General features: G+C 60.1%; 17 protein-coding genes. 13 read left to right on the plus strand and 4 right to left on the minus strand.

Annotated features, from left to right (window positions below; genetic code table 11):
• Positions 1-1,266 (minus strand): threonine ammonia-lyase IlvA, encoded by a 1,266-nt coding sequence (gene ilvA / locus ACSEXS_RS06830; protein WP_438432410.1) that lies wholly within the window; start codon positions 1,264-1,266, stop codon positions 1-3.
• Positions 1,267-1,696: 430 nt separating this feature from the next.
• A complete protein-coding gene (gene nudC, locus ACSEXS_RS06835) occupies positions 1,697-2,548 on the minus strand; it encodes an NAD(+) diphosphatase (protein WP_438432411.1) in 852 nt (283 codons plus the stop codon).
• Between the two features lie 358 nt (positions 2,549-2,906).
• On the opposite strand from nudC, the gene ACSEXS_RS06840 reads away from it, so the two are divergent.
• From ACSEXS_RS06840 to ACSEXS_RS06900, 13 genes are all read left to right on the plus strand, one after another.
• Entirely contained in the window at positions 2,907-3,275 is a 369-nt protein-coding gene (locus ACSEXS_RS06840; RefSeq protein WP_438432412.1) for a putative DNA-binding protein, read from the plus strand.
• A 51-nt stretch (positions 3,276-3,326) separates the two neighbouring features.
• Positions 3,327-4,709 carry a signal recognition particle protein gene (ffh, locus tag ACSEXS_RS06845; RefSeq protein WP_438432413.1) on the plus strand — a complete coding sequence of 461 codons (1,383 nt, stop codon included), beginning with the start codon at positions 3,327-3,329 and terminating at the stop codon, positions 4,707-4,709.
• 37 nt (positions 4,710-4,746) lie between these two features.
• Positions 4,747-5,019 carry a 30S ribosomal protein S16 gene (gene rpsP, locus ACSEXS_RS06850; protein ID WP_058303902.1) on the plus strand — a complete coding sequence of 91 codons (273 nt, stop codon included), beginning with the start codon at positions 4,747-4,749 and terminating at the stop codon, positions 5,017-5,019.
• 24 nt (positions 5,020-5,043) lie between these two features.
• Entirely contained in the window at positions 5,044-5,274 is a 231-nt protein-coding gene (locus tag ACSEXS_RS06855) for a KH domain-containing protein (protein ID WP_438432414.1), read from the plus strand.
• Positions 5,275-5,404: 130 nt separating this feature from the next.
• Positions 5,405-5,920 carry a ribosome maturation factor RimM gene (rimM, locus tag ACSEXS_RS06860; protein ID WP_438432415.1) on the plus strand — a complete coding sequence of 172 codons (516 nt, stop codon included), beginning with the start codon at positions 5,405-5,407 and terminating at the stop codon, positions 5,918-5,920.
• Position 5,921: 1 nt separating this feature from the next.
• The gene (gene trmD / locus ACSEXS_RS06865) at positions 5,922-6,797 is read left to right on the plus strand and encodes a tRNA (guanosine(37)-N1)-methyltransferase TrmD (RefSeq protein WP_438432416.1); all 876 of its coding nucleotides are present in this window, start codon (positions 5,922-5,924) and stop codon (positions 6,795-6,797) included.
• Positions 6,798-6,944: 147 nt separating this feature from the next.
• A complete protein-coding gene (gene rplS, locus ACSEXS_RS06870; protein WP_438433104.1) occupies positions 6,945-7,316 on the plus strand; it encodes a 50S ribosomal protein L19 in 372 nt (123 codons plus the stop codon).
• A 150-nt stretch (positions 7,317-7,466) separates the two neighbouring features.
• Positions 7,467-8,054 carry a signal peptidase I gene (gene lepB, locus ACSEXS_RS06875; RefSeq protein ID WP_438432417.1) on the plus strand — a complete coding sequence of 196 codons (588 nt, stop codon included), beginning with the start codon at positions 7,467-7,469 and terminating at the stop codon, positions 8,052-8,054.
• Positions 8,055-8,100: 46 nt separating this feature from the next.
• Positions 8,101-8,979 carry a ribosome biogenesis GTPase YlqF gene (ylqF, locus tag ACSEXS_RS06880; RefSeq protein ID WP_438432418.1) on the plus strand — a complete coding sequence of 293 codons (879 nt, stop codon included), beginning with the start codon at positions 8,101-8,103 and terminating at the stop codon, positions 8,977-8,979.
• Positions 8,980-9,223: 244 nt separating this feature from the next.
• Positions 9,224-9,871 (plus strand): ribonuclease HII, encoded by a 648-nt coding sequence (gene rnhB, locus ACSEXS_RS06885; protein WP_438432419.1) that lies wholly within the window; start codon positions 9,224-9,226, stop codon positions 9,869-9,871.
• A gap of 60 nt (positions 9,872-9,931) precedes the next feature.
• Complete coding sequence (locus ACSEXS_RS06890) at positions 9,932-11,665, plus strand: TP0910 N-terminal domain-containing protein (RefSeq protein WP_438432420.1); 1,734 nt, start codon at positions 9,932-9,934, stop codon at positions 11,663-11,665.
• Complete coding sequence (locus ACSEXS_RS06895) at positions 11,662-11,949, plus strand: EscU/YscU/HrcU family type III secretion system export apparatus switch protein (RefSeq protein WP_438432421.1); 288 nt, start codon at positions 11,662-11,664, stop codon at positions 11,947-11,949. The genes ACSEXS_RS06890 and ACSEXS_RS06895 overlap by 4 nt, the downstream gene beginning before the upstream one ends.
• Positions 11,946-12,350, plus strand: coding sequence for a YraN family protein (locus ACSEXS_RS06900; protein WP_438432422.1), 405 nt, complete (start codon positions 11,946-11,948; stop codon positions 12,348-12,350). Before ACSEXS_RS06895 ends, ACSEXS_RS06900 begins: the two co-directional genes overlap by 4 nt.
• A gap of 271 nt (positions 12,351-12,621) precedes the next feature.
• Here the strand turns inward: ACSEXS_RS06900 and ACSEXS_RS06905 are convergent, their stop codons facing one another.
• Together ACSEXS_RS06905 and ACSEXS_RS06910 are read right to left on the minus strand one after the other, a co-directional pair.
• Positions 12,622-12,903: a hypothetical protein gene (locus tag ACSEXS_RS06905; protein ID WP_438432423.1), complete on the minus strand. Its 282-nt coding sequence runs from the start codon at positions 12,901-12,903 to the stop codon at positions 12,622-12,624.
• Between the two features lie 104 nt (positions 12,904-13,007).
• On the minus strand, positions 13,008-14,582 hold the full coding sequence (locus tag ACSEXS_RS06910) for a YifB family Mg chelatase-like AAA ATPase (protein ID WP_438432424.1): 1,575 nt from the start codon (positions 14,580-14,582) through the stop codon (positions 13,008-13,010).
• Positions 14,583-14,835: the final 253 nt, after the last annotated feature.

Raw genomic sequence — 14,835 nt, forward strand, 5'->3', positions numbered from 1 at the left:
TCAGATCAATTGCTGGAACAGAATCGGGTCCTCGTTCAGCTCAATGAAGGAGAAATGCTTGCTTTTCATCCGTTCGAGCAGCGGTTCATAATCCTCGCGGTTCTTGAGCTCGATGCCGACCAGGGCAGGCCCGTTGTCCTTGTTGTTCTTCTTCGTATACTCGAACAGGACGATATCGTCGTTCGGGCCGAGCACGTCGGTTAAGAATTCGCGCAGGGCGCCGGCCCGCTGGGGGAACTGGACGGTGAAGTAATGCTTGAGCCCTTCGTAGATCAGCGACCGCTCCTTGATCTCCTGCATCCGGTCGATGTCGTTGTTGCCGCCGCTGACCACGCAGACGACGTTCTTGCCTTTGATTTCCTCGCGGTAAAAGTCCAGCGCCGCGATGGGCAAGGCCCCAGCCGGCTCGGCGACGATGGCGTTCTGGTTGTACAGCTCCAGAATCGTCGTGCACACCTTGCCCTCCGGCACCAGGACGATGTCATCGACGACCTGGCGGGCGATGGCGTAGTTCAGGCTGCCGACCCGCTTGACCGCCGCGCCGTCGACGAACTTTTCGATATGGTCGAGGGTGACCACCTCGCCTTGGCGGAACGCTTCCTTAAGCGAAGCCGCGCCTTCCGGCTCGACCGCGATGATCTTGGTGCGCGGGCTGATCGCCTTGACGTACGAGCCGATTCCCGAGATGAGCCCGCCGCCGCCGACCGTGACGAACAAATAATCGATGGGAGCCTGCATGTCTTCCAGGATTTCCATGGCGACCGTTCCGTTCCCCGCAACGATCCGGCGGTCGTCGAACGGATGGACGAAGGTCATGCCGGTCGCTTCACAGGTTCTCATCGCTTCCGCAAACGCGTCGTCGAACGTATCGCCGGTGAGGATGACGTCCACATTCGTCCCGCCGAAGAAATTCACCTGCGTCACCTTCTGCCGGGGAGTGGTACTCGGCATGAAGATTTTGCCGTGAATGCCGAGCGCTTGGCAGGAGTACGCCACGCCCTGGGCGTGATTGCCGGCGCTGGCGCAGACGATGCCCTTCTCCCGCTCCTCGGCCGTAAGCGAACGGATCATATGGTAGGCGCCGCGAATCTTGAACGACCGGACCACCTGCAAATCCTCGCGCTTTAAATAAAGCTGACAGCCGTATTTTCCCGACAGAAACGAATCCCGGGCGAGCGGCGTCCGTTTGATGATATCTCTCAGCATGTGATGAGCGTAAACGATCTCCTGCATGCCCACTGGATCGTTCGGCTGTGTTCCGACCATGGTATCCCATCCTTCTCCCATAATAAAAAAAGCCCGTCCATCAAAGGGACGAGGCGTGACTCGCGGTACCACCCTTGTTCCGGGCGCGAGGGGATTTTCCGGCAGGAAAGCGTCCCGTGCGCACGGCACTTGGTTCGCGCTGGCTTACGAGCGCGGGCCCCGGTAACGGAGGGCCAGCCGTCAAGGCTTACTGCCGCAGCTCCGATTACCCGGATATGTCCGGTCGGGAGCCCGATTCAGCCTTGCTTCTCCGAGAGGATATCCGGCGGGTCCGGCCGTTGGCTCGCAGCATGCGCCAACTCTCTGAAGGCGGGGGTCCGGCGGCGTTGCTCTCTTCGCGGAAATGTCGTATCGGCGTGTATTCTACTCAGTTATACCTTGTGCCCCGCACGCTTGTCAAACCTCAGGGTTCGTCGGTGCGATCCCACGGTTATTTCCCCGAATACTCCTCCCGAAACCAGTCGATCATCTTGCGGGCGATACTGGCAGGAGGCGGAATATCGGGCAGGCCGTCCGCTTCGAACCAGTCCGCTTCCAGGATTTCCTCGTTGTCCACGGCAATCTCGCCGCTCTGCCAAACGGCCAGAAAACCGATCATCAGCGAATGGGGGAACGGCCACGGCTGGCTGCCGAAGTAGCGGAGGCCGGATACCTCGATGCCGATCTCCTCCCGGACTTCCCGCCTGACACAGTCCTCCAGCGTCTCGCCAGGCTCGGCAAAGCCGGATATGAGACCGAACCGGCCTGCGGGAAAACGCTTGTGATGGGCGAGCAGGATTTTGTTGCCCTTCAGGATCGCCACAATCATGGCCGGAGCGAGGCGCGGGTAGCTGGACGAACCGCAAGCCGGACAGGTCATCGCGTAGTCCTTGCCGGACGGAACCGTCGGCGATCCGCAGGTTCCGCAGAAGCGATGGGTACGGGCCCAGGCGACGATCTGTACGGCTCTGCCGGCGAGAAAGAAGAAATTCTCGGACATGCCGTCATACAAGCGGAGCAGACGGTGGTACGCATAGCCGGAGGCGGCAAGCGGAAGCGAAGCGGGGGCTTCCGCCGCCCAGCAGGGGATTCCCCGCCAGGTGCCGAGGTAATGGGCATTATTGGATATGCCCCATTCTTCGGCTTGAGGGTCGGACAGCATAGGCAGCCGCGCCGAAGTCTCTTCGACCAGGAGCTTGTCTCCGTCGGCGACAAACCAATAAGCTGCGCTCTCCGGATCGAGTTCCGGGCCGGGGAGGAAGGCGGGATGATAGTGGGTATAGAGGCTTTCTATGAGCTTCAAGAGGAGGGCATCCTTTCATTATAATAGATTGAAATCAGCTTACGCCTGTTCCTGCTCGGCTGCAAGCAAGCGGAGCCGCTTTTTTAAGTCCCTGCTGCGTCGGCGACGTTTAGCCGGGAAGCGATTTAAGCCATGCAATCCTTTAAAATGAACAAATGAACCGTCTGCGAGCCAGGCGGGTTCACGCATTCGGCAGGACTAAGCGACCCGTCGGCGGACATCCTGCCGAGTGGTGGTTTCGTTTGTCCTTGCGTGGAAGGATGACAATGCTTTTTGGTTGACATTCCCCGCGTATTCGGGTAAACTGTTCAAGGTTGAGAATGTGTAAAGGTTTTTTTCTTTACGGGGAGGCGGAACGATGTCCTCGGACGACGTGCTGGAGAAGACGACGCGGGTCAATCTGCTGTTCGACTTTTACGGGCCGCTGCTCACCGAAAAGCAGCAAACCTTCCTTGGCTGCTATTTCCGGGACGATCTGTCCCTGGGGGAGATTGCCGGGGAATTCGACATCAGCCGCCAGGCGGTGTACGAGCACATCCGGCGGGCCGAAGCGACCTTGGAATCCTATGAAGAGAAGCTGGGCCTTGCCGCCCGTTACGAACGGCGGACGGAGCTCATGGCCGGCTTGAGGGAAGCCCTCGGCGCCTGGAATCCGGCTTCGGACACGCGGCAAGCCAAAGAGCGGGCAATTCGGTCGCTCGACGAGCTGGAACGATTGGAAGACTAACGCGTACTACGTTTAGATAGAAGCAACAAAACCGGATAAGGAGGTGCGGCTATGGCGTTTGAGAGTCTTTCGAGCCGGCTGCAGAATGTGTTCGGCAAGCTGCGCGGCAAAGGAAAGCTGAGCGAAGACGACGTGAACGAGGCGCTTCGCGAAGTGCGTCTGGCCCTCCTGGAAGCGGACGTCAATTTCAAGGTGGTCAAGGAATTGGTCGCCAAGATCAAGGAACAGGCCATCGGGCAGGAAGTCATGAAGAGCTTTACGCCCGGCATGGTGGTTGTCGACATCGTCAACAAAGAGCTTACCGCTCTGATGGGCGGCACTCAGGCCAAGCTGGCCCGCTCCAATCGGCCCCCGACGGTCATTATGATGGTCGGCCTGCAAGGTGCGGGCAAGACCACGACCTCCGGCAAGCTGGCGAAGCTGCTGAAGAAGCAGAACCACCGTCCGCTGCTCGCGGCCTGCGACATTTACCGGCCTGCGGCCATCAAGCAGCTTCAGGTGCTCGGCGAACAGCTCGGCGTGCCGGTGTTCTCGATGGGCGATCAGACAAGCCCGGTCGAGATCGCGAAACAAGCGCTGGAGCATGCGAAGGAACACGGCAGCGATTATCTGATCATCGATACCGCCGGCCGCCTGCATATCGACGAAGCGCTCATGGAAGAACTGAAGAATATCCGCGAGACAGTCGCCCCCGACGAAGTGCTGCTCGTGGTCGATGCGATGACCGGGCAAGACGCGGTCAATGTTGCAGACAGCTTCAACAAGCAGATGGAGCTGACCGGCGTCGTGCTGACGAAGCTGGACGGCGATACCCGCGGCGGCGCTGCGCTCTCGGTTAAGGCGGTCACCGGCTGTCCGATCAAATTCGCCGCCATGGGCGAGAAATCGGACGCCCTGGAGCCGTTCTATCCCGACCGGATGGCTTCCCGCATCCTCGGCATGGGCGATATGCTCACCCTGATCGAGAAGGCCCAGGCCGGCATCGACGCGGAGAAGGCGAAGGAGATGGAACGCAAGATGCGTTCCAATGAATTTACCTTCGACGATCTGATCGAGCAGATGGAGCAGGTCAAGAAGATGGGGCCGCTCGACGAGCTGATGAACATGATCCCCGGCATGAGCAAGATGAAGGGCATGCAGGACATGAAGGTGGACGACAAGCAGATCGGCCGCGTCGCCGCCATCGTTCACTCCATGACCAAGGACGAGAAGCAGAAGCCCGAGCTGCTCAACGCCAGCCGCCGCAAGCGGATCGCGAACGGCAGCGGCACTTCCATTCAAGAGGTCAACAAGCTGATCAAGCAGTTTGAAGATATGCGCAAGATGATGAAGCAGTTCTCGGGCATGATGGGTCCCGGGGGCAAAGGCCTCAAGAACAAAGGCAAAGGCCCGCTCGGCAAGATGGGCAAGAACTTCAAGTTTCCTTTCGGGTGATTCGCCCGGTTATTCTAGTAAGGAGGTGAATGAAATCATGGCAGTTCGCATTCGACTGAAACGCATGGGTGCCCATAAGGCTCCTTTCTACCGCGTCGTTGTCGCCGAATCCCGTTCGCCCCGCGACGGCCGCTTTATCGAAGAAATCGGCACCTACAACCCGCTCACGAAGCCGGCTACGGTAACCCTTGACGAAGAGAAGGCGCTGAAGTGGCTCCAAACCGGAGCTCAAGCTTCCGATACCGTCCGCAGCCTGTTCAGCAAGGCTGGCATCATGACCAAATTCCACGAATCCAAACTCCAGAAGTAACCGTTCCCGGTTGGAGGAATGCCCATGAAGGATTTAGTGACCGTGATCGCGAAAGCGCTGGTTGACCATCCGGAAGATGTGCGTGTGAATGAAGTGGAAGACAAATACGGCGTCGTCTATGAATTGACGGTCCATCCTTCCGATATCGGGAAGGTGATCGGCAAGCAGGGACGCATCGCCAAAGCCCTCCGAACGGTCGTAACTTCTGCGGCGGTGAAGGAGAACAAGCGCGTGACTGTGGAGATCGTGTCCTGACGGACGCTTTCTGCGTAGCCGCATCAGGGGAGTCTGTTACCGGCCGCGGCCGGGCAGGCTCTCTTGTGTCTTTAAGCACGGCGATCCGGACGGCAGGTCCGCCGGCTGTCCGCCATTACAGGGAGGTCTCATGGAAGGCAAACTGTTCAATGTAGCCAAAATCGTCAATACCCACGGTATCCGGGGAGAACTCAAGCTCGTGTCGCAAACCGATTTCCCCGATCTGCGGTTCAGCCGCGGCAGCGAGCTCCTGCTGCTCGGGCCGGCCGGGGAAGAGCTTCCGGTTACCGTCGAAACCGGGCGTCCGCAAAAGAATGTCTGGCTGGTCAAATTCCGCGAGTTTTCCGACATCAACGCCGCCGAGAAGGTGAAGGGCTGGGAGGTCAAGGTAAGCGAGGAGAACTTGGCCGAGCTGGAGCAGGGGGATTTTTATTACCACGAGATCATCGGCTGCCGCGTCTTCACGGAAGAGGGCGAGGAGCTCGGCACCGTCAAGGAAATTCTCTCGCCGGGAGCCAACGATGTCTGGACGGTCGAGCTGCCGAACGGCAAAGAGCTGCTGCTTCCTTACATCGACGAGGTCGTGTTGAAGGTCGATGTAACGGACAAGAGGATTACGGTGCGGCTGATGGAAGGGTTGCTCTGACATGAGAATGGACGTGCTGACGCTCTTCCCGGAAATGTTCGACGGCGTGTTCGGCTCGAGCATCCTGGGCAAGGCCCGCGAAAAGGGACTGGTGCGGCTGAATGCGGTCAATTTCCGCCGCTATTCGACGAACAAGCATAACACCGTAGACGATTACCCCTTCGGCGGCGGCGGCGGCATGGTGCTGAAGCCGGAGCCGATCTTCGCGGCTGTCGAGGACTTGCTCGCTGATGCAGCGGCTGAGCGGACGGTTGGAGCGGGCAGCGGGGAAGCTTCCGGCGGTATAGTCGATATCGGGTTGGAAGGAGCTCCGGATAACGAATCGGCTGCGGCTGTTCCTTCATCGACGGGCAAACCGCCGCGTGTCATTCTTCTCTGCCCGCAAGGCGAACCTTATACGCAGAAGAAAGCGGAGGAATTTGCCGCCGAGGATCACCTGATCTTCATCTGCGGGCATTACGAAGGGTACGATGAACGCATTCGCGAGCATCTGGTGACGGACGAGCTGTCGATCGGCGATTATGTCCTCACCGGAGGCGAGCTGCCGGCGATGGTCGTGATCGACAGCGTCGTGCGGCTTCTGCCCGGCGCACTCGGCAACGAGAGCTCGGCGGTGACAGATTCGTTCAGCACGGGGCTTCTTGAGTATCCCCACTACACCCGGCCCGCCAGCTTCCGCGACTGGAGCGTGCCGGAGGTGCTGATTTCCGGCCACCACGGCAACATCGAGGCGTGGCGGCGGGAACAATCGCTGCGACGAACCTGGGAACGCCGCCCCGACCTGCTGGCCGACGCCGGTCTCACCGCGAAGGAGAAGCGGCTGATCGAGGAGTGGGAGCGACACGCTCGGGAAGCGGAACCCGGCGCGGGCGAATAATGGAGACGAGGGTTCGAGGAATAGCTTTCCAAGCGCAGGCATTGTCTTTTGCGGTTGGATATGCTATCATGAATTCTGTTGTGGTTTTTTAATCCGGTGGTCCTCTGCGCCAGCTACCTTATGTGCTTCTTCATCCAAGAGAGCGCCATGAACACCTGTGGGGAAGGAGGGAATCCTGTGAATTTGATTCAAGAGATTACGAAGGAACAACTTCGTAAAGATCTTCCGAATTTTCGCCCCGGCGATACGCTGAAGGTCTATGTGAAGGTTATCGAGGGTTCTCGCGAGCGGGTTCAGCTTTTCGAAGGCGTTGTAATTAAGCGCCGCGGCGGCGGAATCAGCGAAACGTTTACCGTCCGCAAAATCTCCTACGGAGTCGGCGTCGAAAGAACGCTGCCGCTGCACTCCCCGAAGATCGACAAAATTGAAGTGGCTCGCCGCGGTAAAGTCCGCCGTGCGAAACTGTACTACCTGCGCGGCTTGCGCGGTAAGGCAGCCCGCATTCAAGAAATCCGCTAAAACGACCGAGGGGCTTGTTACCAACAAGCCCCTTTTCGTTCTTTTCAGACCGCGTTTTCCGGAGCCGGTCGCGTTGTTAGAAGGGACGAGCCGTTAGGGTTCGCGCGTCCTACGCGACTGCATTCGATGCGAAGAAAGAGAGGCCCCGCCATGGATTTTGACGAAAATACCCAAGAGGCCAAGCCCGTTCCCGCTCCCAAGAGCGAGGTTTGGGAATGGACGAAAGCCATTCTCATCGCTGTGGTTTTGGTTATCATCATCCGGGTTTTCATATTCAAGCCTTTTATCGTCGACGGACCTTCGATGCAGCCGAACTTTTACACCGGCGAGCGCCTGATCGTGAGCGAATGGGTGTACCATCTTCGCAAGCCCCACCGGGGGGAAGTGGTGGTCTTTCATGCCACCGAGGAGAAGGACTATATCAAGCGCGTCATCGCCTTGCCCGGAGAAACCATCGCCATTGCCGACGGAAAGGTGCTTGTGAACGGCAAAGCGCTGGATGAACCGTACATAGCGGATGCAGTGAAACGGTACAAGGAAGAGACTGGCGGAGAGTACAACGCCACTTTCCAGGAGCAAAAGGTTCCGGACGGTATGGTTTTCGTACTTGGCGACAATCGCGTAGACAGCACGGATAGCCGGGTCATCGGTCCCGTGGCTTACGATAAAATTATCGGCCGGGCGGATATTGTGTTCTGGCCGCTGAACAAACTAACCATAGTCAATCACAAAGAATGACCCGGAAGCGGCGATACGCCTTTCCGGCCTGGGAGAGGTGAATCGCATGGCTATACAATGGTTTCCCGGTCATATGACGCGCGCCCGCCGTCAGATCGAAGAGAAGCTGAAGCTGATCGATGTGGCGATTGAGCTGCTGGATGCCCGGCTACCGCTGTCGAGCCGCAACCCCATGATCGATCAGATCCTGCAAGGAAAGCCCCGGATCGTGCTGCTGAACAAGCAGGACCTGGCCGACCCGAAGGCGACGGCGGAGTGGGTCGAGTATTTCAAGGACCGCGGCCTGGACGCGCTGCCCATCGACGCGAACAGCGGAGCGGGAGTCCGGGAGCTGGCGCCGAGGTGCCGCGCCCTGCTCGCCGACAAGATCGAAGCGCAGCGGGCGCGGGGAGTCAACCCGCGTGCGATCCGGGCGCTGATCGTCGGCATTCCCAATGTGGGCAAATCGACGCTCATCAACCGGCTTGCCGGACGCAAGGTTGCGATTACCGGCGACAAGCCGGGCGTGACCAAGGGCCAGCAGTGGATCAAAACAGCGGAAGGCCTCGACCTCCTGGACACGCCGGGTATCTTGTGGCCCAAGTTCGAGGATCAGGACGTAGGCGTGCGGCTTGCCGCCACCGGCGCGATCCGCGACGAGGTTCTGCATGCGCAGGATATCGTGTATCATTCGCTGCGGTATATGGCTCCGCGGTATGCGGCCGAATTAAACGACCGCTACCAATTGGCCATCGAGCCGGATAAGCTGGACCTGGACAATCCCGACGAGATTGTCGCCTTGATGGAAGGCATCGGCCGCAAGCGCGGCTGCCTTGTCAGCGGCGGCCGCGTCGATCTGGAGAAGGCGTCCCAGCTCTTCCTCCGCGATCTGCGGGACGGGAAGCTCGGCCGCATCACCTTGGAGCAGCCCGACCTTCGCGGCTGACGAAATCCGGTGTAAATGAACAACAAGCCCGCCTGAACCTGCAATCCGCCAATGCGTTTGGCCGAATGCAAGTCGGGCGGGCTTTGCTGTATGTTTTCCGCTGCGAAGAGAGCGGCGGTATACCGTCTTCGCCAGTGGGGTTATCTTTTCCATTGGTGAATTCTTGGATTAGGAACGAACCGGCTATCCGTCTACCCGGTTTTTTTAGTATAATACGAGCAACGAAGGGACGGGACAAGCGCAAATGAAACAACAAACGGACTTGCTGGAATTCGAGAATCAGCTCTGGGCGCAAGATGTGCAGCATATTGCCGGAATCGACGAGGTCGGGCGGGGCTGCCTGTTTGGCGACGTGGTGGCAGCGGCGGTCATTCTACCGGCCGGGTTGACGCTGGAGGGCGTTGACGACTCCAAGAAGCTGAGTGCGGCTCGGCGCGAGGAACTGTACGAGCGAATCCTGGAGCATGCCGTGTCATACGGCATCGCCGCGGTGCCGAGCGAGACGGTAGACAAGATCAACATCAAGCAGGCGGCCCGGTTGGCGATGAAGCAGGCTTTGCAGCAGCTTCAGCCTCAGCCCGACTATCTGCTCGTCGATGCGGAAAAGGTAGATTCGCCGCTGCCTCAGCTTGCGATCATCCACGGGGATGCCCGAAGCCAATCGATCGCGGCAGCGTCGATCCTGGCCAAGGTGACGCGCGACCGGATGTGCCTGGAATGGGACCGGCGCTTTCCCGAATACGGAATTGCCATACATAAAGGCTATGCGACGCGGGAGCATCGTGAACGGCTGAAGGCTTTGGGGCCGACTCCGCTGCATCGGACGACCTTCCTGAAGAAGCTGTTCGCCGAGATGGAAGCGGAGCAGCAGGAATTTCAATTGGACCTCTGAAAAAGGAGCGGCGGCGCCGATAACGGGTATATCGGCGTTTTTGCGGGAGGTGACGGACGGATGAATATCGGACATACCCTGCGTACCCTCATGGGCGAGCTGCGGACAGGGGAGGCCCGAACCCTGGAGCTTCGGCTGGGACAGGTCGTGCGGGGAGTAGTTACTCGGATCGGCGAAGACCGGCAAGCGACCGTTACGATCAACGGCGTATCCGTCCAGGCGTTGATGGAAGCCGGATTGAAGGTCGGCGACGCGGCCTGGCTGCAGGTTCTGCCACCCGGAGCGGACGGGGCGATTCGGCTGAAGCTGGCGCAAGCGGGAACGGAGCTTCCGCTTCCCGCCGAAGCGGCGCCACTGCCGGAGCTGGCCGACCAGCTCGGCGGGCTGGGACTCGCGGCCACAAAGGGAAACCGGCAGGCCGCCGCTCTGCTGGCTGAAGCGAACCTGCCGCTGTCCGCAGAAGATGTGCGGGCGGTCGCCGACGCCCTTCGTGCGGCTCCCGCGGGAACCCCGAAGGAGGCTTGGACCGCGACGGTTAGGCTGGCGCTTGCCAAGGGATTGCCCCTGTCGGCCGGGGTCCTGGAGGCGCTCCACGCTGTGACACAGGGAGAAGGGCCGGACGGGGCGTTTGCCGCTCTGGCCGAGCGTGTGCAGACGGCCTTGCAGGCGGAAACTGGCGCCGCCCTGGGCCAGGGCGGAGCGTTGCTGCGCGAGCTGTCCCGGCTGCTCGGAGAGGCGGCCGACGCCGTTGAGCGAGGTGTCGGAGACGTGAGGTCGCAGCCGGCGAGAGCAGAGCTGTTTGGGCTGACGGACCAAGCGGAGTCGTCCGGACCGGCGGTCCGTGGCGTTAGCCCCGGCACCGACATGGTCGGCGGAACGACCGCACCGGCTCCGGGCCGGGAGGGCTCTGCCGCGGTGGGCCAGGCACGGTCAAGCGTTCCGCAGGCTCCGGCGGCACCCGGAGCGTCTGCTGCAGCCGGGGCGGAGCCGGGCGATGCGGCTGTCGCTTCAGCCCGCGCGGCTGATGAATCCGCGGTCGGCGCGGAGGCGGGTTCCCGACCGGAGCGCAGCGAATCGCAGCGGGCGGCAGGAAACTGGCTCGTCCGGATGCTGGAGGACCTCGGGCTGGAGCACGAGAGCCGGGCAGCGCGGCTTCCGGCCGGAGGAAGCTCACCGGCGGGTCCCGCAGCGGGCGATGCCGGAAGCCTCCCCTCCGGTCCGGCGGCGACGCTTAAGGAAGCGCTGCTGCTGGCCGTGGGTCACGGCGATCTGCCAGATACGGTGAAGGAGGCGGCCCGGCAGGCGCTTTTGCAGCTCACCGGACAGCAGCTGCTCCTGTCGGGCAACAGGGAACAGCTGCTCGGTCACACGACGGTACTGATTCCCTTTTACAACGAAGAGGGCCGCCGGACGGCGGCGGTTCATGTGGAAGCCCGCCGCAAAGGGCGGGGGGAGCTCGACGCCGACAATTGCCGGCTGGTGTTCGATTTGTCGATGCGCAGCCTTGGAGCTCTGTTGGTGGATGTTCAGGTGACGGACCGCTCCGTCGGTATCCGGGTTCTTAACGATCATGAGCGGTCCGAAGCCCTGTTCGCAGGCGGCAAACAGGCGCTTAGCGCAATCCTGGAGGCATCGGGGTACCGGCTCGCCTATTTGCAGACCGGACCTTATCCGGAATGGAATCCGGCGTCGGGCGGCGGATCGGACCGTTTCAGCGGCAAGGCGGATTCCGGCTTGCAGGAACCGCTCGGCTTTCAACAGAAGCCCTATAAGGGGATGGATGTGCGCATATGAAGAAGCCGAAGACGACCGTGCGGCAAGCGGTGGCGTTGAAGTACAGTCCGCAGGACATGCAGGCTCCGTCTGTAGTAGCCAAAGGCAAAGGAGCCGTCGCCGACGAAATCCTGAGAAAGGCCAAAGAACACGGAGTGCCGGTACAAGAGGATGCTTCGCTCGTGGGCATTCTCGGCCAGTTGGAGCTGAATCAGGAAATACCGGCGGAGCTCTATCAGCTCGTCGCCGAGATCCTCAGCTTTGTCTACCGGACGGACAACCGGGTTAGAGGAGGCCGATCATGACGGAAAACAAGCCGGAAGGAAGTCTGCCGGAGCGAGCCGCGGACGGACGGCGCAAGACCGGGCAAGCGGGCGAGAACGCCGCGGTCGTATATCTCACCGGATGCGGCTTTCGCATTCGTGAACGCAACTGGCGCTGCCGCTCGGGCGAGCTGGACCTGATCGCCGAGGACAACGGCTGCCTGGTCTTCGTCGAAGTCCGCACCCGCAAGCCCTCGCCGCGCTTCGGCACTCCTCAGGAATCCGTGGATGCCCGCAAGCAGCTGCAAGTTCGCCGGACGGCCGAGGTTTATCTTCACCGGACGAAGCAATGGGAACGCCAGGTTCGGTTCGATCTCGTCTCGGTTCGGTTAGACGCCGATGGTACGGTGCTCACGCTGGACCATCTTCGGCATGCGTTTTGAGGGTAAGGCCAGTGCCTATAACCTAAGCGGCATGACACCTTCGATAATCGGGAAAAGAGAGGGCCGCATCTAAAAAGTATCTTTTAGACACGGCCTTTTTATAAGTTTATTGGAATTGCAGGATGCCCCAAACTCCCCCAAGAGAGTCTCCCCTCAGCGGCTCGTTCACCCTCAACCTCTTCAGACCAGCCGCCTCCGGCCAACAACTTCGCTGGATGCCGAGGGTAGCCAGCAGATTGCACACACCGCTCCTAACTCGCACCCTCCAGTTTTATCTCCTTTTGCCGTCTTCGTATAGATAGCCGAGCAGCGAGAAAACCATCAAAAGATAGAGTAGGTACTGCAATCGCAAGAGACTTCCTCGGGTCGGCTGAAAAAAGGTGAGGAAGGGAACCGTCTCGGAATCGGACCATTGCAAGGTCTGGCCGCTCATCAGGGCCAAGATCGTGCAAAGAACCAGGATCGACAAGAAGGTGTTCTTGAGTCGGTTTTCGTCGTTAATGCCGATAAAAATGATAACAAAAATACAGACGATGCCAAACAGCATGAACATGTATAGCCTCCTTCTCCCCGTTAATCCTATTCAGTCATTTTGGAGCTTTTATCTATTAATACCCATGATCGGTTGTGTTTCCCATTCATTACAAAAGAACTTCCCTACGGCTTAGTTTGCTTATCCAGGGTGCGATATTGGACGGCTTCCGCCAGATGGCGGACGGCGATGGCGGGCTCCCCGTCCAGATCGGCGATGGTCCGCGCGATCTTGAGAATGCGGTCGTGCGAACGGATGCTGAGACCGAGCGCGTCGAAGGTGCGGCGCAGCAGGTTCTCGGCGTCCGGCTCCAACCGGCAATGCAAACGCAAGAGCCGCCCCGAGAGTTCGCTGTTGCTGCGGATGCCTTCGTCCCGGTACCGGCGGAGCTGGAGTTCGCGGGCGGCCAAGACCTGCTCGCGCATCTCCCGGGAGGATAGGTTATCGCTTGTCCGGCTAAGCTCCTGGAAATCCAGCCGGGGAACCTCGACCTGGAGGTCGATGCGGTCCAGCAGCGGACCGGATATCCGCGAACGGTACTGCAGCAGCTTGACCGGCGAGCAGGTGCAGGGCTGTGTCGGCGAATCGGCTCCATGAAAACCGCACGGACACGGATTCATCGAGCATATCAGCATGAAACCGGCCGGGAACGAAAAGACAGCCCTGGCGCGGCCGATCGTCACCTGGCGGTCCTCCAGAGGCTGGCGCAGCACCTCCAGGGTCGCACGGGAGAATTCCGGCAGCTCGTCGAGAAACAAAACGCCATTATGGGCGAGGCTAACCTCGCCGGGACGGGGGATAGCGCCGCCGCCGATGAGCCCGGCGGACGAAACCGTATGATGCGGCGAGCGAAAAGGACGCAGCCGCATCAATTCGCTGCGGCTCGACAGCTTGCCCGCGATGCTGTAAATCTTGGTCGTCTCCATCGCCTCGGCATCGTCCATCTCTGGCAGGATGGTGGGCAGGCGGCGGGCGAGCATCGTTTTGCCGGTGCCGGGCGGGCCAATCAGCAGCACGTTATGGAAACCGGCAGCGGCGATCATCAGCGCCCGCTTGGCATGGAGCTGGCCGCAGATGTCGGCGTAATCGAGCTCAGCTGCAGCATCTTCTGCGGGAGCTTGGCGGGAAGAGCCTTCCGGAGTGCCCCCAGTCGGAGTCGGGAGGCTTGTGCCGGAAGAATGCCATTCGGCATTCCCATCGGCAAGGAACCGAATGTCCTTCAGGTTCAGCAGGGGCAGCGCCTGAATGCCGTCGATCATCAGCGCTTCCCGGCAATTGCCGGCAGGCAGGATGACGCGGCGGCAGCCCTTGCCCCTGGCGTGGTGGACCATCGCCAGCACGCCGGGGACGGGGCGCAGCTCGCCGTTCAGGGCCAATTCGCCGATCAAGAGCGTGCCGTCCAGGCTGCTCGCCGGAAGCTGGCCGCTTGCGAGCAGCAGGCTGAGCGCGATGGCAAGGTCATAGGAGGTGCCTTCCTTGCGCACATCCGCAGGCGCGAGGTTGACCGTAACGCGCTCCTGGGGGAATTGAAAGCCGCAATTGCGGATGGCGGAACGAACGCGTTCAACCGATTCCCGAACGGCGGTGTCCGGCAATCCGACGAGATTGACCTGCGGCAGTCCATGCGACAAATCTACTTCAACTTCGATCATCTGGCCGTCAATTCCGACGACGCAGGCGGTTACGCTTTTGGCGAACATCAAAAAAAGCCCCTTTCTCCCTGACGGCAGTCCAAAAGGACGGTCGCGGCAATCGGAAAGGTGCTTCCTTATTCGTTGCTCTTTTGGTTATAGTGGATATAGTAGTATTTTCGGGATTAATCCGCATATTCCTGCTTGTCTCTTAGCGATATTCATCTTTTATAGCCTAGGGATCACGGGTTAGGATAGGCCGAGTTGAGAGGAACCCTCCCGAATAGGATGATGCGGGTAGACTGCGGATTTGCGAGAACCG

Origin of the sequence: Gorillibacterium terrae, from assembly GCF_051594785.1 — a bacterium.
GTDB lineage: Bacteria > Bacillota > Bacilli > Paenibacillales > NBRC-103111 > Gorillibacterium.

Excerpts from the sequence above, each read along its gene's own strand:
- ACSEXS_RS06910 (WP_438432424.1), bottom strand. The coding sequence starts at position 14,582 with ATGTTCGCCAAAAGCGTAACCGCCTGCGTCGTCGGAATTGACGGCCAG.
- rplS (WP_438433104.1), top strand. The coding sequence starts at position 6,945 with ATGAACACCTGTGGGGAAGGAGGGAATCCTGTGAATTTGATTCAAGAG.
- ACSEXS_RS06895 (WP_438432421.1), top strand. The coding sequence starts at position 11,662 with ATGAAGAAGCCGAAGACGACCGTGCGGCAAGCGGTGGCGTTGAAGTAC.
- ACSEXS_RS06840 (WP_438432412.1), top strand. The coding sequence starts at position 2,907 with ATGTCCTCGGACGACGTGCTGGAGAAGACGACGCGGGTCAATCTGCTG.
- ilvA (WP_438432410.1), bottom strand. The coding sequence starts at position 1,266 with ATGGTCGGAACACAGCCGAACGATCCAGTGGGCATGCAGGAGATCGTT.
- lepB (WP_438432417.1), top strand. The coding sequence starts at position 7,467 with ATGGATTTTGACGAAAATACCCAAGAGGCCAAGCCCGTTCCCGCTCCC.
- rimM (WP_438432415.1), top strand. The coding sequence starts at position 5,405 with ATGGAAGGCAAACTGTTCAATGTAGCCAAAATCGTCAATACCCACGGT.
- trmD (WP_438432416.1), top strand. The coding sequence starts at position 5,922 with ATGAGAATGGACGTGCTGACGCTCTTCCCGGAAATGTTCGACGGCGTG.
- ACSEXS_RS06905 (WP_438432423.1), bottom strand. The coding sequence starts at position 12,903 with ATGTTCATGCTGTTTGGCATCGTCTGTATTTTTGTTATCATTTTTATC.
- ffh (WP_438432413.1), top strand. The coding sequence starts at position 3,327 with ATGGCGTTTGAGAGTCTTTCGAGCCGGCTGCAGAATGTGTTCGGCAAG.
- ACSEXS_RS06890 (WP_438432420.1), top strand. The coding sequence starts at position 9,932 with ATGAATATCGGACATACCCTGCGTACCCTCATGGGCGAGCTGCGGACA.
- ACSEXS_RS06900 (WP_438432422.1), top strand. The coding sequence starts at position 11,946 with ATGACGGAAAACAAGCCGGAAGGAAGTCTGCCGGAGCGAGCCGCGGAC.
- ylqF (WP_438432418.1), top strand. The coding sequence starts at position 8,101 with ATGGCTATACAATGGTTTCCCGGTCATATGACGCGCGCCCGCCGTCAG.
- rnhB (WP_438432419.1), top strand. The coding sequence starts at position 9,224 with ATGAAACAACAAACGGACTTGCTGGAATTCGAGAATCAGCTCTGGGCG.
- ACSEXS_RS06855 (WP_438432414.1), top strand. The coding sequence starts at position 5,044 with ATGAAGGATTTAGTGACCGTGATCGCGAAAGCGCTGGTTGACCATCCG.
- rpsP (WP_058303902.1), top strand. The coding sequence starts at position 4,747 with ATGGCAGTTCGCATTCGACTGAAACGCATGGGTGCCCATAAGGCTCCT.